The organism is Rhizobium sp. WYCCWR 11152, from assembly GCF_013087615.1.
GTDB lineage: Bacteria > Pseudomonadota > Alphaproteobacteria > Rhizobiales > Rhizobiaceae > Rhizobium > Rhizobium indicum.
The window spans coordinates 66,080-89,293 of the sequence record NZ_JABFCP010000027.1 but is presented as its reverse complement, the minus strand read 5'-3'; the positions used below and the strand labels follow the sequence as shown (position 1 = coordinate 89,293).

General features: G+C 61.1%; 26 protein-coding genes. 11 read left to right on the top strand and 15 right to left on the bottom strand.

Going from position 1 to position 23,214, the window contains the following annotated elements; all coding sequences use genetic code 11:
* Positions 1-22: 22 nt before the first annotated feature.
* Genes G9X67_RS32700 through ruvC form a run of 7 tightly spaced genes read right to left on the bottom strand, consistent with a single transcriptional unit; the run spans position 23 to position 4,362 of the window.
* Positions 23-535 carry an NUDIX hydrolase gene (locus G9X67_RS32700; protein ID WP_171600619.1) on the bottom strand — a complete coding sequence of 171 codons (513 nt, stop codon included), beginning with the start codon at positions 533-535 and terminating at the stop codon, positions 23-25.
* Between the two features lie 7 nt (positions 536-542).
* Positions 543-1,445, bottom strand: coding sequence for a metallophosphoesterase (locus G9X67_RS32695; RefSeq protein ID WP_171600618.1), 903 nt, complete (start codon positions 1,443-1,445; stop codon positions 543-545).
* Positions 1,446-2,486, bottom strand: a complete 1,041-nt coding sequence (gene ruvB / locus G9X67_RS32690) for a Holliday junction branch migration DNA helicase RuvB (RefSeq protein WP_138333452.1) — start codon at positions 2,484-2,486, stop codon at positions 1,446-1,448.
* Positions 2,483-2,881, bottom strand: a complete 399-nt coding sequence (locus G9X67_RS32685; RefSeq protein ID WP_168315343.1) for a type II toxin-antitoxin system VapC family toxin — start codon at positions 2,879-2,881, stop codon at positions 2,483-2,485. The genes ruvB and G9X67_RS32685 overlap by 4 nt, the downstream gene beginning before the upstream one ends.
* A complete protein-coding gene (locus G9X67_RS32680; protein ID WP_138333455.1) occupies positions 2,878-3,138 on the bottom strand; it encodes a type II toxin-antitoxin system PrlF family antitoxin in 261 nt (86 codons plus the stop codon). The genes G9X67_RS32685 and G9X67_RS32680 overlap by 4 nt, the downstream gene beginning before the upstream one ends.
* A 54-nt stretch (positions 3,139-3,192) precedes the next feature.
* Positions 3,193-3,810: a Holliday junction branch migration protein RuvA gene (gene ruvA / locus G9X67_RS32675; RefSeq protein WP_138333457.1), complete on the bottom strand. Its 618-nt coding sequence runs from the start codon at positions 3,808-3,810 to the stop codon at positions 3,193-3,195.
* Between the two features lie 42 nt (positions 3,811-3,852).
* A complete protein-coding gene (ruvC, locus tag G9X67_RS32670) occupies positions 3,853-4,362 on the bottom strand; it encodes a crossover junction endodeoxyribonuclease RuvC (protein WP_003542749.1) in 510 nt (169 codons plus the stop codon).
* A 241-nt stretch (positions 4,363-4,603) separates the two neighbouring features.
* Between ruvC and G9X67_RS32665 the strand changes: the two genes are divergently transcribed.
* Together G9X67_RS32665 and G9X67_RS32660 are read left to right on the top strand one after the other, a co-directional pair.
* Positions 4,604-6,919, top strand: coding sequence for a methyl-accepting chemotaxis protein (locus tag G9X67_RS32665; protein ID WP_171600617.1), 2,316 nt, complete (start codon positions 4,604-4,606; stop codon positions 6,917-6,919).
* A gap of 126 nt (positions 6,920-7,045) precedes the next feature.
* Positions 7,046-8,047: an LLM class flavin-dependent oxidoreductase gene (locus G9X67_RS32660; protein WP_138333548.1), complete on the top strand. Its 1,002-nt coding sequence runs from the start codon at positions 7,046-7,048 to the stop codon at positions 8,045-8,047.
* 103 nt (positions 8,048-8,150) lie between these two features.
* Here G9X67_RS32660 and G9X67_RS32655 read toward each other — a convergent pair whose 3' ends face one another.
* Positions 8,151-8,897, bottom strand: coding sequence for a YebC/PmpR family DNA-binding transcriptional regulator (locus tag G9X67_RS32655; RefSeq protein ID WP_011653412.1), 747 nt, complete (start codon positions 8,895-8,897; stop codon positions 8,151-8,153).
* Positions 8,898-9,038: 141 nt separating this feature from the next.
* On the opposite strand from G9X67_RS32655, the gene G9X67_RS32650 reads away from it, so the two are divergent.
* A complete protein-coding gene (locus tag G9X67_RS32650; protein WP_029871965.1) occupies positions 9,039-9,542 on the top strand; it encodes a pyridoxamine 5'-phosphate oxidase family protein in 504 nt (167 codons plus the stop codon).
* Between the two features lie 137 nt (positions 9,543-9,679).
* Here the strand turns inward: G9X67_RS32650 and G9X67_RS32645 are convergent, their stop codons facing one another.
* From G9X67_RS32645 to G9X67_RS32615, 7 genes are all read right to left on the bottom strand, one after another.
* Positions 9,680-10,525 carry an MBL fold metallo-hydrolase gene (locus G9X67_RS32645; protein ID WP_138333460.1) on the bottom strand — a complete coding sequence of 282 codons (846 nt, stop codon included), beginning with the start codon at positions 10,523-10,525 and terminating at the stop codon, positions 9,680-9,682.
* Positions 10,526-10,693: 168 nt separating this feature from the next.
* Positions 10,694-11,518 (bottom strand): TIGR00282 family metallophosphoesterase, encoded by an 825-nt coding sequence (locus G9X67_RS32640; RefSeq protein ID WP_025395924.1) that lies wholly within the window; start codon positions 11,516-11,518, stop codon positions 10,694-10,696.
* A 3-nt stretch (positions 11,519-11,521) separates the two neighbouring features.
* Positions 11,522-12,109, bottom strand: a complete 588-nt coding sequence (locus tag G9X67_RS32635) for a 5-formyltetrahydrofolate cyclo-ligase (protein WP_138333462.1) — start codon at positions 12,107-12,109, stop codon at positions 11,522-11,524.
* Between the two features lie 117 nt (positions 12,110-12,226).
* Positions 12,227-12,922 carry a hypothetical protein gene (locus tag G9X67_RS32630; protein ID WP_171600616.1) on the bottom strand — a complete coding sequence of 232 codons (696 nt, stop codon included), beginning with the start codon at positions 12,920-12,922 and terminating at the stop codon, positions 12,227-12,229.
* Positions 12,923-12,981: 59 nt separating this feature from the next.
* Positions 12,982-13,899: an NAD(P)-dependent oxidoreductase gene (locus G9X67_RS32625; protein WP_171600615.1), complete on the bottom strand. Its 918-nt coding sequence runs from the start codon at positions 13,897-13,899 to the stop codon at positions 12,982-12,984.
* Positions 13,896-14,720, bottom strand: a complete 825-nt coding sequence (locus tag G9X67_RS32620; RefSeq protein ID WP_171600614.1) for a glycosyltransferase — start codon at positions 14,718-14,720, stop codon at positions 13,896-13,898. Before G9X67_RS32620 ends, G9X67_RS32625 begins: the two co-directional genes overlap by 4 nt.
* A gap of 351 nt (positions 14,721-15,071) precedes the next feature.
* Positions 15,072-16,292, bottom strand: coding sequence for an NAD-dependent epimerase/dehydratase family protein (locus G9X67_RS32615; protein ID WP_003542736.1), 1,221 nt, complete (start codon positions 16,290-16,292; stop codon positions 15,072-15,074).
* Between the two features lie 141 nt (positions 16,293-16,433).
* On the opposite strand from G9X67_RS32615, the gene ybgC reads away from it, so the two are divergent.
* The 8 genes from ybgC to ybgF all read left to right on the top strand — a co-directional run bounded on the left by ybgC (position 16,434) and on the right by ybgF (position 23,214).
* A complete protein-coding gene (gene ybgC / locus G9X67_RS32610) occupies positions 16,434-16,889 on the top strand; it encodes a tol-pal system-associated acyl-CoA thioesterase (protein ID WP_064651280.1) in 456 nt (151 codons plus the stop codon).
* Positions 16,890-17,264: 375 nt separating this feature from the next.
* The gene (gene tolQ, locus G9X67_RS32605; RefSeq protein ID WP_003552507.1) at positions 17,265-17,984 is read left to right on the top strand and encodes a protein TolQ; all 720 of its coding nucleotides are present in this window, start codon (positions 17,265-17,267) and stop codon (positions 17,982-17,984) included.
* Between the two features lie 18 nt (positions 17,985-18,002).
* The gene (tolR, locus tag G9X67_RS32600; protein ID WP_003542730.1) at positions 18,003-18,458 is read left to right on the top strand and encodes a protein TolR; all 456 of its coding nucleotides are present in this window, start codon (positions 18,003-18,005) and stop codon (positions 18,456-18,458) included.
* Between the two features lie 8 nt (positions 18,459-18,466).
* On the top strand, positions 18,467-19,609 hold the full coding sequence (locus G9X67_RS32595) for a hypothetical protein (protein ID WP_138390913.1): 1,143 nt from the start codon (positions 18,467-18,469) through the stop codon (positions 19,607-19,609).
* The gene (locus tag G9X67_RS32590) at positions 19,610-20,047 is read left to right on the top strand and encodes a cell envelope integrity protein TolA (RefSeq protein WP_171600613.1); all 438 of its coding nucleotides are present in this window, start codon (positions 19,610-19,612) and stop codon (positions 20,045-20,047) included.
* A gap of 23 nt (positions 20,048-20,070) precedes the next feature.
* Positions 20,071-21,378: a Tol-Pal system beta propeller repeat protein TolB gene (tolB, locus tag G9X67_RS32585; RefSeq protein WP_138390911.1), complete on the top strand. Its 1,308-nt coding sequence runs from the start codon at positions 20,071-20,073 to the stop codon at positions 21,376-21,378.
* A 152-nt stretch (positions 21,379-21,530) separates the two neighbouring features.
* Complete coding sequence (gene pal / locus G9X67_RS32580) at positions 21,531-22,064, top strand: peptidoglycan-associated lipoprotein Pal (RefSeq protein ID WP_027683223.1); 534 nt, start codon at positions 21,531-21,533, stop codon at positions 22,062-22,064.
* Between the two features lie 163 nt (positions 22,065-22,227).
* On the top strand, positions 22,228-23,214 hold the full coding sequence (ybgF, locus tag G9X67_RS32575) for a tol-pal system protein YbgF (protein WP_171600612.1): 987 nt from the start codon (positions 22,228-22,230) through the stop codon (positions 23,212-23,214).

Here is a 23,214-nt window from a genome sequence, read left to right as displayed (position 1 = left end):
ATAACACCTTGAATTGCTTGCGTCAGTCTTTGCCGTCGAGATCGCCGTCCCGCCAGACGAGATGACGTGGCGCAACGGGAAGGGTTTCGATTTCATCGGCAATGAAATAGGGCGGGATGTCGAGTGCGCACAGGGAATCACGCGTTGCCGGCACCCATTTGAACTCGAGATAGTTGTCGCCGTCCTCGACCCGATGGATGATCTCGCCGGACAAAAAGGGGAATTCCGGCGGGAGGTCCATCAGGTAATAGAGACCGAGTTCATGCCAGTCGCGCTGTTCGTAGCGGAAAAAGTTCTCGACGATCCACAGCAGGCGATGGACGGTCACCTCAACGCCCAGTTCCTCCACCATCTCCCGTTTCAGCGTTTCCTCCGACGTCTCGCCGATTTCCGCCCTGCCGCCTGGAAAGGTCCAGAAGGGCTCATGCACGGCGCGATGGACGAGCACGTGGCCGTCGCGAAAGCCGAGGCCGGCGATGCGATAGTTGAAACGCTCAGCGCCCGCATTCAGGCGGATGAGAGTGCGCTTGGCCATGCCATTCTTATCCAAGATCGATGACGACAATTTCCGGCGGCACGCCGAAGCGCACCGGTGCGATGGAGCAGCCGAGGCCACCGGAAACGATGATATTACGCCCCTCCTCGATCATATGGCCATAGGCGTAGCGGTTGCCGTAGCGCGAGGGAACGATCGGCGAACGGCCGAGGAGGCGGATCTGTCCGCCATGCGTGTGGCCCGATAGCGTCAGCGAGACACGCTCGGGCACGCGCGGAAAGATATCGGGCTCATGGGCAAGCAGGATGACCGGTGCATCGTCCGTAACCTGAGCCATCGTTCCCTCGAGATCGTCGAGGCCGAGCATCTGCGTGCGGCCCCATTTCCTGCCGGGCAGCAGCGCCAGATGATCTTCGAGGCCTGCGAGCCAAAAGCCGCGGCCATCCTTTTCGAGCCGAACAGCGCGGTTGCCATAGACCGGGATGCCGACGTCGGCGAGGGCTCGGTGTCCGAATGTTTCCATCCCGCCGTTCTTCTGGGCGGTCCTGTCCTCCCACCAATCATGGTTGCCCATGACCGCATGGACGCCGAGAGGGGCCTGCAAGGTGGCGAGCGCCTTCGACCATTGGCTCGAATGCACGTACTGTGTCACCATGTTCATGCCGGCGGCATAATCGCCGAGCAGGACGGTGATGTCGCCTTCGAGTTCATTTGCCCTGTGGCAGATCGCGGCAATGCGGCTTGCCGACATCCAAGGTTCGCAGGCATGGAGATCGGCGAGCGCAACGACGCGGAGCTTGAGCCCCGGGGTCCATCCCGGCGGCGTCAGCCGATAGCGGGTGATGGCGAGCCGCGCGAGCGGTTCATAGGCGAAGGCGTAACCACCGAGCGACATGACGCCTGCGACACTGCCGCCGAGAACCTTGAAAAATCCGCGGCGGGTGATCACTCAGTTGTCCTCCTGGAACAGCCGGAACTGCGCAGCCTCCATATCCTTGGGCGGTTGCATTCCCAGATGTTTCCACGCGATTGCGGTCAGAACACGGCCGCGTGGCGTGCGCTGAATGAAACCCTGCTGGATCATATAGGGCTCGATGATGTCCTCGATCGCGTCGCGCGGCTCGGAAAGTCCGGCGGCGATGGTTTCGATCCCGACCGGGCCGCCGCCGAAATTGACCGCGATCATGTTGAGGTAACGTTTGTCGAGCTGGTCGAAGCCGACATTATCGACCAGCAGGCGGGTCAGCGCCTCGTCGGCGATCTCGCGAGTGACGGATTCCGCCCTTGCCACCTCGGCAAAGTCGCGCACGCGCCGCAGCAGCCGGCCGGCGATGCGCGGGGTGCCGCGGGCGCGTCTTGCGATCTCGCGGGCGCCCTCTTCGGTGATCGGCAGGTTCATCAGCCGCGCGCCGCGGCGCACGATCAGTTCCAGCTCCTCGACGGTGTAGAAGCTCAGGCGCACCGGAATGCCAAAGCGGTCGCGCAGCGGCGTCGTCAACAGGCCGAGGCGGGTGGTGGCCGCCACCAGGGTGAATTTCGACAGGTCGATCTTCACCGAGCGAGCGGCAGGGCCTTCCCCGATGATGAGATCGAGCTGGAAATCTTCCATGGCCGGATAGAGGATTTCCTCGACGGCGGGGTTAAGGCGATGGATCTCGTCGATGAAGAGCACATCACGCTCCTCGAGATTGGTGAGCAGGGCAGCGAGATCGCCGGCCTTGGCGATCACCGGGCCCGACGTCGAGCGAAAGTTGACGCCGAGCTCTTTGGCCATGATCTGCGCCAGCGTGGTCTTGCCGAGGCCGGGCGGACCGACGAAGAGCACATGGTCCAGCGCTTCGCCACGGTTTTTCGCCGCCTCGATGAAGACCTTGAGATTGGCGCGCGCTTCCGCCTGGCCGGTGAACTCGTCCAGCGATTGCGGGCGCAACGTGATATCAAGGTCTTCGCCCCGCTTTTCCGGCGATATCAGGCGGGCGGAGTCGCTCATGTCAAAAGTTCCATTCCAGGTATGGTTTTTGCGGCTTGGTCATCGAATGTCCTGGTTGTCACGCAGCCCGCATCACGATTACGAAGGGCGATGAAGACATCTGCAAATTCTGCATTGGTCCGCACCATGATTGCGAGCGTCTCCTCGACTATTCTTTCATCTTCGAGGATCAGGTCAGCCGAGTCCAACAAGTCTGAAATCGCCTCCATGATCTGTTCTCTTTTCAGCTTGATCCGTTGTCTCAAGAACCACACGCATTCCATCAGCGTGATGCAATTTATATAGCCCGGTGCCGTCTCGGAAAGGCTGGCAAAGAGCGCTGTGACCTTCTCTGTCTGGACAGCGTCGTCCTTCAGGAAGAAGCGCAGCAAGATATTGGTGTCGAGACCAATCATCTTGCTCTATTCACATGATCGGCGATGGCTTCGCCAATTGCCTCGTCCATTTCCGTCAAAGTGATCGTCGGTCGATTCGCATCGTGAAACTTGCCTGCGAGGTCGATGGCGCGTTTGTTCTTGGCTTTCATGATGATTTCGCCATCGCGGTTGATGTAGCGGATCCTGTCGCCGGACTTCAGATTCAGCAATTCACGAACTTCCGCCGGAATTGTTGTCTGGCCCTTCGATGTCATCGTACCGTAGTAGATATTCATGCGGATCTCCTTACCAATCAAGTTTAGTAAGGAATTGCGATCTATTCAAGGAGGTCACCGCGCCCCCAGTTCCTTCAATCCCAGCCTGATCAGTTTGGCGCTGTCGGCGCCATCGCCCGCCGTCTTCATTGCCGCGGCGATTGCGTTCGCCGCCTGGTCGCGGGAATAGCCGAGGTTGGTCAGCGCGGATACCGCATCGGCGACGGGTGCTGCCGCAACACCTTCGCCGAGTTCCTGCTTGAGGGCGATATTGATCGCTTCGCCGGCAAAGGCCGGCGCCCGGTTCTTGAGTTCGGTGACGAGGCGCATGGCCACCTTGGGACCGACGCCCGGCGCACGGGAGACGGCGGTGCGATCCTGCAGGGCGATCGCATTGGCAAGTTCGCCTGGGGTCAGCGTCGAGAGCACGGCGAGCGCCACCTTGGCGCCGACGCCCTGAACGCTCTGGAGCAGGTTGAACCATTCCCGCTCCAGAGCGGTCATGAAACCGAAGAGCTTCAGCTGATCCTCGCGCACATAGGTTTCGATAAACAGCACGCAGGCCTCACCAGTCGAGCCAAGCTTCGACAGGGTACGGGCCGAGCAATGGGCGACGTAGCAGACGCCGTGTACATCGACGAGCACATAGTCTTCGCCGATCTCGTCTATGGTGCCTTTCAGCTTGCCGATCATGGGTCGTGGTCTCTCAGCAGATGGAAACAAGTCAAGTATGGATTAACCGGCCAGCGCCTGTCGCATCCGGTTGCTGCCGCGATTATGCGCATGGCAGATGGCGATCGCTAAGGCGTCGGCGGCGTCGTTGCCCTTGAATTCGACCTTCGGCATCAGGATCTTCAACATCATGTGGATCTGCTGCTTTTCGCCATGGCCGACGCCGATGACGGCCTTCTTCACGGCGTTCGGGGCATATTCGGAGACCGGCAGGCCGGCGCGCGCCGGCACCAGCATGGCAATGCCGCGGGCCTGGCCAAGCTTCAGGGTCGCCACCGCATCCTTGTTGACGAAGGTCTGTTCGACGGCGGCTTCATCCGGCTTATAGCTGTGGACGATCTCCGCCAGGCCGTCGTGCAATTGGCAAAGGCGGGAGGCAAGGTCCATGTCGCCATCGGAAGTCACTGTTCCAGATGCGACAAACCGCAAGGAATTGCCTGATGTCTCGATGATTCCCCAGCCGGTGCGGCGAAGTCCGGGATCAATACCGACGATGCGAATCGTATTTTGCATGGTTCAACCTATAGCGATCGCGAAATAAGTGCCATCGATATGTGAACAAAACAAAAACACTCCCGGATTTAGGCCCCGCCATTTACCGCGAATTAAAACAGATGCCTGAATTCTAGTCGTCAATACGAGAGGGGCTTCTTTTCGCGAAGATTAAGCCTCCGATGTTCTGTTTACAGGTCGGTCGATCAGGCATGCGCTGCGTGCCCGGCTGGCAAGCGCGTTCAGAAGGGGTTCGTCGTACATGGCACAGAGATTTCAATCCCTGTCCTTCAAGGTCATCGTCACATTCATTCTGCTGACCGTGCTGTCGATCGCGGTCATCGACGTGCTGGCCTATTTCGCCAGCAGCCGCATCTCCGACGAGCAGGCGCTGAAGTCCAAGGAAAGCGTGCTGATCTTCCGCGGCGACATGCTGCAGGACCAGCTGACGCAGCTTGAAAACCAGGCCAACTCGATTGCGCGCATCGAGGCGCTGCAAATGTCGATCACCAGCCTGAAGAGCGGCTGGAAAACCATCGAGAAAACCTCGGGCGACGCTCGTGCCGAGCTGAAGAAGGTTTTCATATCGAACAATCCCAACCCGGCCGACCAGCGCGAGAAGCTTATGAAGCCGGAAGGGCCGAGCGGCTTTTATTATTCGAACCATGAGAAGACGCAGGGCGAAGTCGCCCGCGACCTCGAGGATACCGCCTTCAGCGACCTGCTGATCGTCGATCTCGAGGGTACCGCGCTCTACTCCTATAAGAAGGAAGATGATTTCGCCGAAAATCTGAAGTCGGACGCCTGGAAGACAACCGGCGCCGGCATCGCTTTCGCCAAGGCGATCGAGAATACCGCCAAGGCGACCGATGACGCCGCGCCGACTGGCTTCTCCGGCCTTCGCGTCGATGCCGGCACCGGCAAATCGGCGATCTTCTATGCCGTGCCGATTATCAAGCTTGGAGCGGCCAAGGGCATCATCCTCTTCAAGGTGCGTGACGACATCGTCACCGGCATCCTCTCCAAGGGCATCGTTCAGGGCAGCACGGCGCGGGCGGCGATCGTCTCCGGCGATGGCTCCGCTGTCGGCCTCGACGGAAGCGGCAAGCTTGCGACGCTCGATGCGACGCCCTTCACCTTTATCCAGAGCGCGCTTGCCAGTTCGGCGATGACGGTTGCCGATTTCGACCGGGCGGACGGTACGGCTCGTGCCTATGTCCGCGGCATCGACTATCGCGGCGACCGCTTCCTCGTTGTCGAGAGTGTGCTCTTGAGCGAGCTCAATGCCGGCTCGATCGAGATCGCCACCTTGCTGACGATGATCGGCATCGGCGTGCTCGTCGTCATGGCGGTCGCGACCGGGCTCGTCACCAATTTGCTGTTTTCGCCGCTTGCGCGGCTTGCCGGCGTCACCCGCGATGTCGCCGATGGCAAGCTCGACAGCGAGATCGGCAGCCTGAACCGCAAGGACGAGATCGGCACGATGGCCAATGCGCTCGACCGCTTCCGCCACTCGCTGATCGAGAGCCGCGAGCTCGAAGCCGCCAGCGAGGAGACGCGCCTGCGGGCCGAGCAGGACCGCCAGCAGAATCTGGCCGAGCGTGAGGCCGAGGCGAAAACGCTGCAGCAGGTGGTCGAGGCGATTGACGAGGGCCTGCATCATCTGGCGAGCGGCGATCTCGCCTATCAGATCGATACCCGTTTCCCGAACGAACTCGAAAGCCTGCGCGTCAATTTCAACGAGGCGCTGGCGACGCTCAGCGAAACCATGACGGCCATCGGCGGCAACTCGATGGCGGTGCGCGCCGGCTCCGAAGAGATGCGCACCGGCGCCGACGAACTTGCCGGGCGCACCGAGCGCCAGGCCGGCTCGATCACCGAGACGGCGAATGCGATCAGCGCCATCACACAGTCGGTCCGCCGGCAGATCGAGCGAGCCGAGCAGGCCGAGCGCATCGCCCGCGACGCCAAGAAGGAGACGACCGGCTCAGGCCAGATCATGCGCGAGACGATCGCGGCGATGGAGGCAATCCAGGTCTCCTCGCGCCAGATCAACACGATCATCTCCGTCATCGACGACATCGCCTTCCAAACCAACCTCCTGGCGCTCAATGCCGGTGTTGAGGCAGCGCGTGCGGGTGAATCCGGCAAGGGCTTTGCCGTCGTCGCCATGGAAGTGCGCGAGCTTGCCCAGCGCTCATCGAGTGCGGCCAAGGAGATTTCCAGCCTGTTGCAGAAATCGACGCATGAGGTGGAAAGCGGCGTTACGCTTGTGGAAAAAGCGGGCGTTGCACTGACGGGCATCGGCGCCCATGTCGAGGCGATCAACGGGCAGATCAACGAGATCATGAGTGCGACCCGCGAGGAGGCCAATACGCTGCGCGAGATCAATAGCGCCGTTGCCGAACTCGACGCGATGACGCAGCAGAACGCCTCGATGGTCGAGGAGACGACGGCGGCTATCCACCGGCTGGCGACGGAAGCCCTGGAAATGGACCGCCAGCTCGGCAATTTCACGCTGCCGCATGGCCATCACCAGCCGAGCGCCGAGGTGCATGTGCTGCGCCGTCAGCGGTAAGCTACACCTTTCCACATTGCATAAGGGCCGCGCTGGCGCGGCCTTTTTTGTTTGCGCGCATGGTTTGGAATGGCGCGGGTGCGAACCTACATAGACGGCATCGTTCAACTGCCCGGCAGGTTTCCCATGGTTCCCTTCTCCATACTCGACCTTTCCCCCGTTGCCGAAGGCAGCACCGTGCGCCAGTCCCTCGAGGCCTCGGCGCGGATGGCTGTGAAGGCCGAGGAATTCGGTTACAAGCGCTTCTGGCTTGCCGAACATCACGGCATGCCGGGGATTGCCAGTGCTGCCACCGCCATCGTCATCGGCCATGTCGGGGCTGCGACAAAGCGCATCCGCATCGGCTCCGGCGGCATCATGCTGCCCAATCATTCGCCGCTCGTCATCGCCGAGCAGTTCGGCACGCTGGAGGCGCTCTTCCCCGGCCGCATCGATCTCGGCCTCGGGCGTGCACCGGGAACGGATATGCGCACGGCACAGGCGCTGCGGCGCAACCTCGAGGCCGGCGCAAACAGCTTCCCCAACGACGTGGTGGAACTGCAGCAACTTCTCGATACGCCGGTCGAGAACCAGGCGATCCTCGCGGTTCCCGGCAATGGTTCACATATCCCGATCTGGCTGCTCGGCTCCAGCCTCTACAGCGCCCAGCTCGCAGGCATGTTGGGCCTTCCCTATGCCTTCGCCTCGCATTTCGCGCCCGACATGCTGCTCGATGCGATCGCGATCTATCGCGACCGCTTCCAGCCCTCGGCGACGCTCGACAAGCCGCATGTGATGGTCGGCGTGATGGGCGCGGTGGCGGCGACGGATGAGGAGGCTCGCTATCATTTCACTTCCGCAGAGCAGCAGTTCGTCAATCTGCGCCGCAATGTCCGCGGCCCGTTCCCGCGTCCGGTGGCCGATATGGCGGACTTCTGGTCGCCGATGGAAAAGATGAATGTCGAACACACGCTGCGTTATGCCGTGGTCGGCTCGCCGAAGACGGCCGAGGCGAAACTGACGGAGTTTCTACAGGAAACGCAGGCCGACGAGGTGATCATCTCGATGCCGATCCACGACATCGAGGCGCGGCTGACATCGGTGGAACTTTTCGCGGGGCTGGGAAATTTCATGCGAGCCGCCGCGTAGGGCAGGGCGCGCGCGAGGCGGCACTCTGACGGCGCCCCCTTTTCGGCAAGAAAAAACCCGGCGTTGCAGCCGGGTTTTTATATTTGACATCTGCCGGAGGAGATCAGGCCGAGAGCTTCGCCAGCACTTCTTCCGAGACTTCGAAATTGGAATAGACGTTCTGAACGTCGTCATCGTCTTCCAGGCTGTCGATGAGCTTCAGCAGCGACTGGGCTTTTTCCTCGTCCACCGGCACGTTGTTCTGGGCGCGCCAGACGGCCTTGACGGTTTCGGCTTCGCCGAGGCTCGATTCCAGCGCTTTTGCCACTTCGCCGAGGGCTTCGAAGGCGCAGGTGATGTAGTGGCCGTCTTCGTCGGACTCGACGTCGTCGGCGCCGGCTTCGATCGCGGCTTCCATCACCTTGTCGCCATCGCCGACGGAAAGCTTGTAGGTGATTTCGCCGACATGGTCGAAGGAGAAGGAAACGGAACCGGTTTCGCCGAGAGCGCCGCCGGCCTTGGTGAAGCTCGAGCGAACGTTGGAGGCGGTGCGGTTTCGGTTGTCGGTCAGCGCCTCGACGATGATCGCCGTGCCGCCGGGGCCATAACCTTCATAGCGGACTTCGTCATAATTTTCGCCGTCGGCACCGGCTGCCTTCTTGATGGCGCGGTCGATATTGTCCTTCGGCATGGACTGAGCCTTGGCGTTCTGGATCGCCAGGCGAAGACGGGCGTTCATCGTCGGGTCGGGCAGGCCGGCCTTGGCGGCAACGGTGATTTCGCGCGCAAGCTTGGAGAACATTTTCGACCGCACGGCATCCTGACGGCCTTTGCGGTGCATGATGTTTTTAAACTGTGAATGGCCAGCCATGGCACCCCTGTTCACGTCTCATTGTTCGGAATGGGCCGCCTTATAAGAGCGAAACGGCACCCGTTCAAGGAAAAAGCAGTTCGGAACAAAGGCGAGGTGATGACGTTTCAACCGAACTCCATCCAACGGAAAGGAACGGTTATGGCAAGTCTCAGTGAGGCGCAGGAACATCCAGCACGTCAGCTCTGGGATCAGGTCAACGGCGTTCATGCCGGCATGCTCGGAATTTCCGGACTGGACATGCACATGCAGCCGATGGCGCCGCATGCCGATCCCACCACCAACACCATCTGGTTCTACACCAAGACCGACGCCGACATCGTGCGCGCCATCAAGCCCGGCAGCCGCGCGCATTTCTGCGTCATCGGCAAGGATCACGACTATCACGCCTGCCTTGCCGGTGTGATCGAGGTGCATCCTGACCCTTCCAAGATCGAGGAATATTGGAGCTCGATCGTCGCGGCCTGGTATGACGGCGGCAAGAAGGACCCCAAGCTCACCATGCTGTCCCTCCATGTCGACGATGCTGAGATCTGGGTTTCCACGGGCAACAAGCTGAAATTCGGCTGGGAGATCGCCAAGGCCAATCTCGACGACGACAAGATGCCGGATGTCGGCATCAAGCGCCATCTGCAGTTCGCTTGACGGGCAGTGCTCCTGCATAATTCCTTAAATCGGAATCGATTTAAGGATAAAATTATGCAGCAATTCAAAGTGCTACAGCGTCCTTTGCGCGTCTGAAAAGACGCGCGGTGCTGTAGAAGGAAAACCGCCGAGCCTTTTTACTGCACGCCCTTCAGCACATAGATCAGCGGCTTTTTCGGGAGCGTGCGCATAGAGACGGTGATGCTGTCATCGGGCGCATTGGCGACGTCGAAATCCTTGCCGAACATCGAGACGAAGGCTTCGACCGGCGGGCCGCGCCGGTGCATCGGCAGGATCAACGACGAGCGTAGCCGCTTGATGACGCGGCTCATGCTGTCGGCGCCCATGGTCAGGCCGCCATCGACGGGGACCATGACGATGTCGAGCCGGCCGATCTCGGTATAATGGGCATCCGTCAGCTCGTAATGCAGGTGGCCGAGATGGCCGATGCAGAGGCCGGCGATCTCGAAGATGAAGATGGAATTGCCGTTCTCATGCGCGCCGCCGAGGCCGTAGCTGAAGCGGATATCCGTGGGGACGTTGCGGATATAAGCATCGCCGACGACGAGATTGACGTTGGCCTTCTCGCCCGGAATGTCGCTCCACCCATGCAGCACATGTTTGATGCCGGGATCGGGGGTCAGGGTATAGTGGGTCGTGTGCGCCTTGTTCATGGTCACGACATCGGGCGGCGTTGCCGGCCTGTACCAGCCATTATAGTCGGTTGCGATAACGATACCGCCGGGCGTATCGATCTCGAAGGTCGAATGGCCGAGGAAGGTCAGTTTGACGTCCTCGCCCTCGGAGACGGCAGGCACCAGCGGCGGGGCGCCGGAAAAGCTTGCGAAGGTCACCTTGGGGATGGTTTGCGCGATCGCCTGGCACTGGCTGACCGGCGGCCGCTGCTCTTGTGCCCCGGCAAGATTCGGCACGGCGAAGGCCGTAAGGCATGCGATAGCGAGGACAAGATATCGCGGCTTCATGCCACCCCTCCGGCGCTCTATCACCCTTCGATCGGCGCGTAATCCGTTCCGAAAATCGATTCCGATTTTCGGGGTTATGCGCGAATGGCGGGGAGGATGCGGCATGAGGCCGCAGGGGTCCAGACGGCGGGTTCTCACAATTGCGTGTTGAACGGCGCCTGTCGCCTGTTACCGCCAGAACTCCGGCACCGTCTCGGCCAGCCGCGGCCCGAGCCGGAGTGGCGCGATCTTTTCGGCAAGTCCTGTCGTATCCGAGATTTCCACGCCGACGCCGCAGATCGTCGCGGGGCCGTTCGCGGCTTCCATGCGGCCCTTTGGCATCTTGGAGATGAAGCGGTTGAGCGGCTCCTCCTTGTCCATGCCGAGGGAGGAGTCGTAGTCGCCGCACATGCCGGCATCCGACATATAGGCGGTGCCGCCGTTCAGGATCTGTGCGTCGGCGGTCGGTACATGCGTGTGGGTGCCGACGACGAAGCTGGCGCGGCCGTCGACGAAATGGCCGAAGCACTGCTTCTCGCTGGTCGCCTCGGCATGGAAATCGAAGATGATCGCGTCGGCCTGTTCCTTCAGCGGGCAGGCGTCGAGGATGACCTCCGCCGATTTGAAGGGGTCGTCGAGTTCGGGGTGCATGAAGACCCGTCCCATGACGTTGGCAACAAGCACACGCGCGCCGTTCCTGGCATAGAAAAGGCCGGAGCCGCGGCCAGGCGTGCCTTGCGGATAGTTGGCCGGCCGCAGGAACTGATCGTGGCGGCCGGCAAAAGCGACGGCTTCCTTCTGGTCCCAGACGTGATTGCCCGTCGTCACCACATCGGCGCCGGCATTGATCGTTTCCAGAAAGATGTCCTCGGTGATGCCGAAGCCGCCAGCGGCGTTCTCGCCGTTGACGACGACGAAATCGAGCTTGAGGTCGGAGACCAGACCCGGAAGGCGGTCCCAGACCGCCGTGCGTCCCGTCTTGCCGACCATGTCACCCAGAAAAAGCAGCCGCATTCCCTATCCAATCCAAGAGGCAAAAAAGCGAAGGCCGCTTTCTGTCAGGATGGCATCCAGGCTTATGTCGTGCGGCTCGTCGGGCACATGTGCCACTTCCTGGCAGTCGAATGCAATGCCGATCAGCTTCGGATGCAGGCCTTTTTGTCTGAGCCGGCTGATGGCGCGGTCGTAGTGGCCGGCACCGTAGCCGATGCGGTGGCCGCGGGCATCGAAGGCCGAAAGCGGCACCAGCATGATCTCGGGATCGAGAATGGCGGCATCCTTGCCGGGGCCGACCGTGCCGAAACCGGTATCGATGAGGGGCGCACCTTCCGCCAGCTCGCGAAAGACGATGGTCTGCCGATCGAGGATCGCCGGCACGCAGAGCCGCGCCCCGCGCACGGCAAAGCGCGCCATCAGCGGCCTGAGATCGGCTTCCGAACGGATCGGCAGGAAGCCGGAGACGATCGTATCCAGCGCAAAACCGACGGCCTCGCCGGCATGGTCGGCCATTGCGAGGCTTTTGGAGGCGCGTTTCTCGGCGGGGATAGCGTCGCGGGCCGACAGCCGTTCGTTGCGCAGCTGCGCTTTCAATTCTTTCGCGGTCATTGGATCTGCCGGTTCTGAGAGATTTACCCGAGCATAGACGGCTGGATGTCCGATGCAAATGCAGGATGCGACAGCATCACGCTCGTTTCACGCCTCGCCCGCCGGCGGCAGCGGTCGTCAGACGACGATGCTTGTCGGTATTGTCGCCGTGGCGATGGAGAAGCCTGCCATATTGGCCCCAGCCTGCCGGTCCTGCTGCCGCAACTCGCGCATCGCCTTTTCGAGCACTTGCTTGAGTTCGCGCACAACCGCCTTGAACTCTTCCATCGTTTCACGATCATCGGCCGAAATGCCTGAAAATTTCGGGGCATCCTCGGCGACGCTCGCATAGGCCTTGCGGGCGTTGGCGGTAGCGTCCGGTTCCTGCGAGCCGGTCTCGCCGGCCGCAGTTTCTCCTGAAGTATCCGTCAGTGCAGCGGCGGCCCCGCTCGTTGCGACTGCTGTTGCATCCGTAGTTGCGTCCATCGGAACAGCCGTTGCGGGACTGCCGGTCGCGACTGATGATGCGAATTCGGAGGCGGCAGTGCCGACCTTGCGCGCCAGTTCGGCGGCCAACCGGGCGACCACCTCAGGTGCCATGTTGGAGCTGCGCAGCATCTCCAACTCCTGTTTTGCCTCTTCGAGCTTGCGTTGCGCCTTCGCCTTGGCCTCGTCTCCCGAGTTTGCCAGGGTCTGGCGCATCTGCTGCAGCGCCTGGGTGGCGCGCTGCAGCTTCAGCACGCCCTGATCGGTCTCGCTTCCCGCGGCTGAAATGGCTGCCGTCGAAGACGCACCGCGCAAGATGATAGAGGCAGACGTGGTTGCAACCTGCATGAACAATTCCCCGATTTTTAATTCGGGCCCCGATTGCGATTCGGGCGCATTCTGCAACGTCAGACTTGCGTGGACCTGTGTCTTTGGGATTCGGGAAGCGCAGCGGCCAGTCGCTGCATCGTCTCGTTGAATAGAGGCGCTCCGCCGGGCGCCCAGCCGAGCGCTCGGATTTTCGCAGTGCTCATGGGATTGAGCGCGGCGCTATCGGCAGGGGCCGGCAGCGCGTGCCGACAGCCCGTCTCGTGGCGGATGGGTGAAAGGATATCGCGCGTGTCGACTGACATGTCCGAGACGTTGAAGACCTCGCCGGAGATGCGGGTGCTTTCCGTCTCCAGCATCAGCCTCACCGCCCGACCGAGGTCGCGGCCGTGAACTTCCGTTCCCAGATGGGCGGCAACCGGCTGGCCGGCGAGGTAATCGGCGATGATGCCGTCCCATTTGTTCGGCGAGAGATCGCCATAGACGCCGGTCGCCCTCAGGCTTACGCCAGCAAAGCCCGGCGTGGAGAGATGGGCAAGCGCGCGTTCGGCATCGAGCTTCACCTGACCGTAGAGTGTTTCGGGCTTGGCCAGCATCGTCTCCGTCAGTTCGGTTGCCTCGGGATGTTCGCCGTAGGCGGCGCGGCTGGACAGGAAGACGCAGCGGCGCGTGCCGGCGCGTTTGGCGGCTTCGAAAAGCCGGACAGTGCCGTCGAGGTTCAACCTGTGGAAGGTCTTCGGATCGTCGCCCTCGCCGCCGCGATATTTGCCCGGAACATGACTGAAAGCGGCGTGGACGAAGAAATAGGCGTCATCGAAGACATCGATCTGATCCTTGTCGGGATCGAGCGAAAGCGCTGCGAACTCGACCGGGCGGGAGAAGAGGCGGGGCAGCGGCGCGCGGCGCCCGCCGACGATCACCTGATATCCGGCGGCCAGCAGTTCCTCGACGACATACCGGCCGACGAGACCCGTTCCACCCGATACAAGTACCTTCATGCTGCCCCTTCCGGATTGTCCAGCGCCGTGATCTCAGGCACGTCGCCGCCATCGTGGAAACGGTGCCACAGATCGATCAAAGGTTGTAGTCGCGCTGCCTTGGGATGATCCTTTTCCCACGGTTTTTCATACTGGTAGTGCAGGATCGAAATGCTCTTCCAGTCCCAAAGCTCCGGCATGGTGAACCATACATATTGCAGCATGTTGAAATAAACCGGCAGGCCGTGCCAATCCGGGAAGAACGTCTCGAGAAAGGTCTGATCGGTGCGCCGCCAGAAGGCGTTCGGCCTGTCGAGCCTTTCGAGCATGTGCCGGAACGTGTCATGCGAGGGCGTGGCGACGAAGACGCCGGAATTCATGCGGTGGAAGTCGGCGAGGCTTTCGTAGACATTGGGGGCGGCGGAAAATTCCGGGTAGAAGAAGAGTCTGTCGACGTTCTTCAGCACGAGGGCGTCGGCGTCGATGAAGACGCAGCGCTGGTATTCGACGAGCTGCCAGAGCCTGAGCTTGCAGAAATTGTCGAGCGGCGAATGGAAATCCGGCTTGCGGCCCTTGGTGAAAGGAGCTGTCGAATGGAGTTGACCGCGGGCGTGGCGCTCGTTGACGGCCGCAGAGAGCGGCAGGTGTTCGACCTCGATCAGGCGGCAGTCGAGCGTTTTCAGGGGCAAAAGGGCGGCAGCATCGACGCCGCGGGTGTGGAGAATGACGATATCGGCCCCAGTGCCGGTTCGGCGCAGGGAGCGGGCAAGCGCGGTCGCACCCATGGCGTAGTCGGAATTGGTGACGAGTGTGACGTAGGCGAAGACGGACGAGCGGTTCATCGGGCTCCGCTGCCCCGATATATCTTGCTCCGGCGAAGGAGAGACAGCAAAGCGTTGCTACACGTCTCTTCTCCCCAGCGGGGAGAAGGTGCCGGCAGGCGGTTGAGGGGGTGAGCGACGACAGGAGCGACTGCGCTGAGCGCAAGCGAAGGGCAATGAATGGCGTGCCATGCGGCCCCCTCATCCGGCCCTTCGGGCCACCTTCTCCCCGCTGGGGAGAAGAGGGAGCAAGCCGCGACCTTCCCGCTTTGGCGAGTCCAAATGAGATGCCGAGCCATGGTTGAGCTGACGTGACGAGGGTGAGTTTGTGGGTTGGCCGCAGGCTGCCTAGCGTTCGTCATATCTCAGCGCTCACGACACCGACTTCAGCCGCTTGCCTTCCGGATCGTGATTGATCGTCGCGGCGATGTCCTTGGTCCAGGCGGAGACGGCCGGCACGCGCGAGCGGTCGACGCGATAGGCGAACTTCTTCGCGACATCGACGATCTCGCCGAGCAGGCCCGCTTCCAGCGTGATCGGTTCGAGGCCGAGATCGCGGAACTTTTCGTTCCGGACGATCAGCTCGTTCTCGGCGGCTTCCTTGCGCGGGTTGGGCAGCCAGGCAATCTTGGCGCCGCTCATCCTGGCGATCATCTCGGCAAGGTCGCGCACCCGGTGGGTTTCTGTCATCTGGTTGAAGATCTCGACGCGGGCGCCGCGAGCCGGCGGGTTTTTCAGCGCCAGCTCGATGCAGCGGACCGAATCCTGGATATGGATGAAGGCGCGGGTCTGGCCGCCGGTGCCGTGCACCGTCAGCGGATAGCCGATCGCCGCCTGGATGAGGAAGCGGTTCAGCACCGTGCCATAATCGCCGTCATAGTCGAAACGGTTGATCAGCTGCGCGTGGCGGCGCGTCTGCTCGGTATGCGTGCCCCAGACGATGCCCTGGTGCAGATCGGTGATCCTCAGACCATCATTCCTGGCGTAGAACTGGAAGAGAAGCTGATCCAGGCACTTGGTCATGTGATAGATCGAGCCGGGATTGGAGGGATAGAGGATCTCCTGGCTGACCGTCTCGCCGCCTGCGGTTTCGATGCCGACCGGCAGGTAACCCTCGGGGATCGCCGCCCCGACTGTCGAATAGCCGTAGACGCCCATGGTGCCGAGATGGATGAGATGGGCATCGAGATTGAGTTCCGTCAGCGCGTTCAGCAGGTTGTGCGTGGCGCTGACATTGTTGTTGACGGTGTAGTTCTTGTGGCGGTCGCTCTTCATCGAATAGGGCGCGGCCCGCTGCTCGGCGAAATGGATGACGGCATCCGGGCGATGTTCGGAAAGCCAGTTCTTCAGGAGTTCGTAATCCTTGGCAAGATCGATCAGATTGAAGTGGATGCGGCGCCCGGTTTCGGCATGCCAGATGCGGGTGCGCTCCTGGATCGAATCCATCGGGGTCAGCGACTGAACGCCAAGTTCGGTGTCGATCCAGCGGCGCGAGAGATTGTCGAGGATATGGATGTCGTGCCCGGCATCGGAGAGATGCAGCGACGTTGGCCAACCGATGAAACCGTCTCCGCCCATAACCGCAATCTTCATCGCATCGTCTCCTGATTGGTCGCTCATTATCGGCAATAGTTAGGAATTGTGACAATCATTCAATGCCTGCCGGCCGGGCATTCAATGCTTGCCTGCCGGGAAGCGTTGCGCCAAACAGGGCACCTGAGTTTGGAGAAAATTATGACGGAACGCCCTTTTTCCATTTCGGGAGAGCTGACGGAGGCTGGACACCGCCTCGTCCAGCGGGTCTATTATGAAGATACGGACTTCTCCGGCCTGGTCTATCACGCCCGCTACCTGCATTTCCTGGAGCGCGGCCGCACCGATTATCTGCGCTGCCTCGGCGTCGAGCAACGCGAACTCGTCAGTGCCGACGAGGAGGGGTTGGTTTTCGTCGTCCATCGCATGGAGATCGACTTCAAGAGCCCGGCGCGCATGGACGATGTGCTGACGATCCTGACGCATACGGAAAAAGCCGGCGGCGCCAAGATGGTGCTCAATCAGCAGATCCGTTCGGGCGAGACGCTGCTGATCGCCGCCAAGGTGATCATCGCCGTCATCAACGCCCGGGGGCGGCCGAGGCGGCTGCCGGAAACACTGGCGATGAAATTCCTGGAGGGCAGCACGCCATTGTAGTCAGAATCGCTTGAAATTCAGCTCTTGTCAGAACTTGAGTTTTATGTGAAGGAATTCCCGCGCCGCAGGATGAGCGCTCTTTCGGCAGCCGGACCTTGCTCCGGTCAAGTAATCCATGGAACGAAATCTTCCAAACACAGGCTTACTGTCACAGTCCGGCACTAACGATCTATTAACCATAATAGTGTCTTACTGGGAAAGTCGGAGTTTGTGCGGTGCACGCCTTCCTTTGACCAAATTTGACGGCAAGAAGGCGGAAGATGAGCTTGGAAGTTTGACCAGGGCTTTGGGCGGCGGCCGCCGGACACTTCTTGCGAGATCAGTTTGTGCCGCCCGGTCTAGCGCCGGGCGTTTGGATTCGGGGATTTTGGACCAATGGAACAAGTAGGATTGGCAGCAGCAACGACGGACGTCAGCCTCTGGTCGCTTTTCATGCAGGCCGGCATCGTCGTCAAGCTCGTCATGCTCGGGCTCATCGCAGCCTCGGTGTGGACGTGGGCGATCGTCATCGACAAATATCTGGCCTATGGCCGCGCACGGCGCCAGTTCGACAAGTTCGAGCAGGTGTTCTGGTCGGGCCAGTCGCTGGAAGAACTCTACCGCTCGCTGTCGGAACGCAGCAATACGGGGCTGGCGGCGATCTTCGTGGCCGCCATGCGCGAGTGGAAGAAATCTTTCGAACGCGGCGCCCGTTCGCCGATCGGCCTGCAGATGCGTATCGACCGCGCGATGGACGTGACGCTCGCCCGTGAGACTGAATTTCTCGGCGCTCGCCTTGGATCGCTCGCGACCATCGGCTCGGCCGGCCCGTTCATCGGTCTGTTCGGCACGGTCGTCGGCATCATGACCTCGTTCCAGGCAATCGCCGGTTCGAAGTCGACCAACCTTGCGGTCGTCGCGCCCGGTATCGCCGAAGCGCTGCTTGCCACCGCGATCGGCCTCGTCGCCGCTATCCCGGCGGTTATCGCCTACAACAAGTTCTCTGCCGATGCCGGCAAGCTTTCGGGCCGCATGGAAGGTTTCGCGGATGAATTCTCCGCCATACTTTCGCGCCAGATCGACGAGAAACTGCAGCCGCGCGCTGCCGCTCAGTAACCAACGGAGTATTCTCACATGGGTATGGCTGTTGGAGGTAATGGCGGTGGGGGCGGCGGACGCCGCCGTCGCGGCGGTCGGAACAGGGCCGTGATTTCCGAAATCAACGTGACGCCGCTCGTCGACGTCATGCTGGTGCTTTTGATCATCTTCATGGTCGCGGCACCAATGATGACTGTCGGCGTGCCGATCGATCTGCCGGAAACGCAGGCCAAGGCGCTGAATTCCGAGACGCAGCCGATTACCATCTCAGTCAAGAATGACGGCGAGGTGTTCCTGCAGGAAACGCCGATCCCGGCGGCGGAGATCGCCGCCAAGCTCGAGGCGATCGCCACCACCGGCTATAACGAACGTATCTTCGTGCGCGGCGATGCGACCGCGCCTTATGGCGTCATCGCCGATGTCATGGCCCGTATTCAGGGCGCAGGCTTCAAGAATATCGGCCTCGTGACGCAGCAGAAGAAGGACCAATAGCGCGCAAAATGAAGGCCAGTGTCATCACATCTGCTGTTTTGCACGGCCTGGTGCTCACCTGGGCGATGGTGTCGCTCGGCGCCCCGGAATCCTTCAAGGTGGAGGATTTCGAGGCGATGCCGGTCGATCTCGTGCCGGTGGAATCCATTACCCAGATGCAGCAAGGCGACAAGAAGGCTCCGAAGAAGGAGACTTCTGCGCCCGTGCCGACGACGCGGCCACCGATTGCGCAACCGGCCGAGAATGCCGGTGACAACAATGTCGACATGAAGACGCCGCCGGTGCCGAACGCCAAACCCAGCAATACGGAGGCTGCCGCGGCGAATTCGAGCGACAAGCCGATGCCGAAGATCGACCCTAAGCCGAATGACGTCAAGGAGATCGTCAAGGAGGAAACGGAAGTCGAACAGCCGAAGGAGGTCGCTTCCATTCCGCCGCCGAAGCCGGTCGAAGTAACGCCGCCGAAGCCCGAGGAAAAGCCGCCGGAAGAGCAGGCCAAGCCGGAGGAACCGCCGAAGCCGGACGCCGAGGCGCTGCCGGACAATGTACCGACGCCTGTCGCCAAGCCGCAGGTGAAACCGCCGGAACCACAGAAGCCCGTCGAAAAGCCGCCGGAAAAGACTGCGGATCAAGCGAAGACCGCCGACACACCGACCGACAAGAAGAAGGCGGACAAGAAGCAGGAAACGGCGAAATCCGCCTCATCGATGAAGAGCGACTTCAATGCCGACGAGGTTGCTGCGCTGCTGAATAAGACCGATCCTTCCGCTGGGGGTGCGAAGCGCTCGACGCAGGAAGCATCGCTTGGTGCGAAGAAGAGCAATGGTGGCGCTTCCCTTAGCCAGAGCGAGATTGATGCCGTACGCGGCCAGATCTCTGGCAACTGGACGGTTGTTTCCGGATTGGCCGGCGCCAACGAAGTTCATCTTAAGGTTCGTGTTCAACTTGATCAGGCCGGTAATGTCGTTGGCGATCCCGAGGTCATTGCTTCAGGCGGGCCGGATTCAACACGCCAAGCGCTCAAGAGCAGTGTCTACCGCGCTGTTATGAAATCATCTCCTCTCAAAAATCTGCCTGCAGACAAATATGAGGGAGAAAACGGCTGGAACGAGATGGATCTCAACTTCGATGCCAGCGATCTGGGAATCTAAATGTTGAGTAGCTTATCCCATTTCGCGAAGTCCATCGGGGCGCTGACGATGTTAATGGCTGCTTTCTCACTGCCGCCTGTTGGACATGCGGAGGCGATGGGTCGGGAAAAAACTGACTCAAAAGCAGAGATTTTAAGTATGCCCGTTATCGATGCGATGCGAAATGCCATCGCAAATCGTTTTGTCCTTCCTGCGGACCTGAAGGATGCCGCCAGCGTTCATTTAAGGTTCCGTGTGCGCCTCGATAGGGACGGTCGCATTATCGGAACTCCCGACGCGGAGGTTAGTGGTGGCAGCGAACGGACACGTAAAATCATTGCCGACGCAGCTCTTCGCGCAATTGTCCGTGCAGCTCCTTACGCGATGCTTCCAAAAGACAAATACGATGCCTGGAAGGAAGTCGTTTTGTACTTCGACGCCAGCCAACTGAACCTATAAAGTGCTGAAAGGCTTGTTTTGATATGGTCAAGTGTTCCCTCATCCGCGCCCTCATGGTCGTCGCCGGTCTAGTCGGGGCCGCAGTCTTTACGACCCCGGCGAACGCGCTTGTCGAGATCAATATCAACAAGGGTAATATCCAGCCGCTTCCGATCGCGGTGACTGATTTCCAGGGCGACATGGGCGCGCAGGTCTCGCAAGTCATCGCCGCCGACTTGCAGCGGTCCGGTCTCTTCGCACCCATCAACAAAACCGCCTTCATCGAGAAGATTTCTAATCCCGACGCTTCGCCGCGCTTCGAGGACTGGAAGGTCATCAATGCCCAGGCGTTGGTCACCGGCCGGGTTACCAAGGAAGCGGATGGCCGCCTTCGCGCCGAATTCCGCCTGTGGGATACTTTTGCCGGACAGCAGATGGCCGGTCAGCAGTTCTACACGCAGCCGGAGAACTGGCGCCGTGTGGCTCACATCATCGCCGATGCGATCTACAAGCAGATCACCGGCGAAGAGGGTTATTTCGACACCCGCGTCGTCTTCGTCTCCGAATCCGGCACCAAGCAGCAGCGCAAGCGCCAGCTGGCGATCATGGATCAGGATGGCTTCAACGTGCGGATGCTGACGGATGGCAGCGATCTCGTGCTGACGCCGCGCTTCTCGCCGAGCCGGCAGGAAGTGACCTACATGTCCTTTGCCAACCAGCAGCCGCGGGTCTATCTGCTGCAGCTCGAAACCGGGCAGCGCGAGGTCGTCGGTAACTTCCCCGGCATGACCTTCTCGCCGCGCTTCTCGCCGGATGGGCAGAAGGTGATCATGAGCCTGCAGCAGGATGCCAATTCCAACATCTATACGATGGACCTGCGCTCGCGCACGACGACGCGGTTGACCTCGACGGCGGCGATCGACACGTCGCCCTCCTATTCGCCTGACGGCGCACGCGTCAGCTTCGAAAGCGACCGCGGCGGAAAGCCGCAGATCTACGTGATGAACGCCGATGGTTCCGGCCAGACCCGTATTTCCTTCGGCGACGGCTCCTATTCGACGCCGGTCTGGTCGCCGCGCGGCGATCTCATCGCCTTCACCAAACAGGCCGGCGGCAAGTTCTCGATCGGCGTGATGAAGCCGGATGGTTCGGGCGAGCGCATCCTGACGACCGGCTTCCACAATGAGGGCCCGACCTGGGCGCCGAACGGCCGTGTGCTGATGTTCTTCCGCCAGGCGGCGGGGTCGGGCGGTCCGCAGCTCTATTCGATCGATCTGACCGGTTACAACGAGCAGCTCGTGAAGACGCCGACCTACGGCTCCGACCCCGCCTGGTCGCCGCTTATGGAGTAGGCGATGCGCTGCTGCCTTCTTGTCGCCCCAAAGTCATGGAACCGAACGGCCAAGGGACAAAGTAGCAAATTGTTAACCATAAACTTTGAGGGGCGGTTAACCGAGTGCGGTTACTGTCCGGAAACCCTGATGAAATCGCAAGGAGACCGGCCATGAGCCGAATTCATACCCCGGCAATGAGCCGCATGCAGAATTTCGCCCGCAACCCCGTCATGATCGCGCTTATCGCCGGCCTTGCGCTCGCAAGCTGCGCCAAGAAGCCGCCGAACAGCGCCGGCGACCTCGGCCTCGGCACCGGTGCTGGCGGCGCTGCAACGCCGGGCTCGGCCCAGGACTTCACGGTCAATGTCGGCGACCGCATCTTCTTCGATACCGACTCCTCGTCGATCCGCGCCGATGCTTCGCAGACGCTCGACCGTCAGGCGCAGTGGCTCGGCCGCTACCCGAACTACCAGATCACCGTCGAAGGCCATGCCGACGAACGCGGCACGCGCGAATATAACCTCGCGCTCGGCGCCCGCCGTGCTGCTGCCGCCAAGGACTATCTCGCTTCGCGCGGCGTACCGGCGCAGCGCCTGAAGACGATCTCCTACGGCAAGGAACGTCCGGTCGCCGTCTGCGACGATATTTCCTGCTGGTCGCAGAATCGTCGCGCGGTTACCGTGCTTGGCGGCGCCGGCATGTAATTGCCGAGCAACAATTCGCTTTTTCGACAGGCGGTCCCATCAGGGACCGCCTTTTCTTTTTGACCACACTTTGGCCAGACTCCGTTGCTTTTTGAAAGCAATTGGAAAAGTCTCCTGTTCGTGCCATCGAGGTGCGAAGAATCACTGGGACAGGACGATACATATGAAGAAACTTGTCGTGGCAGGCATGCTGTGCCTCGCGGCTGTGACCGGAAGCGAACGGGCGGCCTATTCCGCCTCGTTCTTCGGGCTACATCTCGGCGGCCGATCCGCGGAAAACCAGGCGGCGCCGCCCGTCGTCAAGGTGCAGAGCGGCGACGCGGAGGTCCGCGTGCAGCAGCTCGAAGAGCAGCTGCGGCAGCTGAACGGCCGGATCGAGGAGATGAGCTTTCAGCTTCTGCAGATGCAGGAGACCATCCGCAAGCAGCAGGAAGACAATGAATTCCGCTTCCAGCAGTTGGAAAAGACGGGTGCCGGCGGTGGCGCCAAGGCTCCTGTCAAGAAGAGCGAGACCGATGCCGCTCCGGCAGCCTCCGGCGGCGACGACATTGCCAAGGTGATCCAAGCACCGCAGGGAGCCGAAACGGCTCCCTCCACCAGCGTGCCTGAGAATAGCGGCCTCGGCCAGCCGCCGAAGGAGCTCGGCTCGATCGATTTTGATCAGAACGGCAATCCGATCGGCGGAAGCGTCGACGAAAATGCCACAATCGGCTCCGGGCCGATTCCCGATGCCAACACCAAAACGCCGCAGCAGACCGCCTCGCTCGGCAGCGAGGCCGATCAGTACAAGGCCGCCTACGGCCACGTACTGTCCGGCGACTACAGCACGGCCGAACAGGAATTCACGCAGTATATCACCCGCTACCCGAGCAGCGTGCGGTCGGCGGACGCCAATTTCTGGCTCGGCGAAGCGCTCTATTCGCAGGGCAAGTACAATGAGGCGGCCAAGACCTTCCTCAATGCACATCAGAAATACGGCTCATCGGAAAAGGCGCCGGAAATGCTGCTGAAGCTCGGCATGTCGCTTGCGGCCCTCGACAATAACGAGACGGCCTGTGCGACGCTGCGCGAAGTGTCGAAGCGTTATCCAAAGGCTTCGCGTGCCGTCACAAGCAAGGTTGCGAGCGAACAGAAGCGCCTCTCCTGCTAA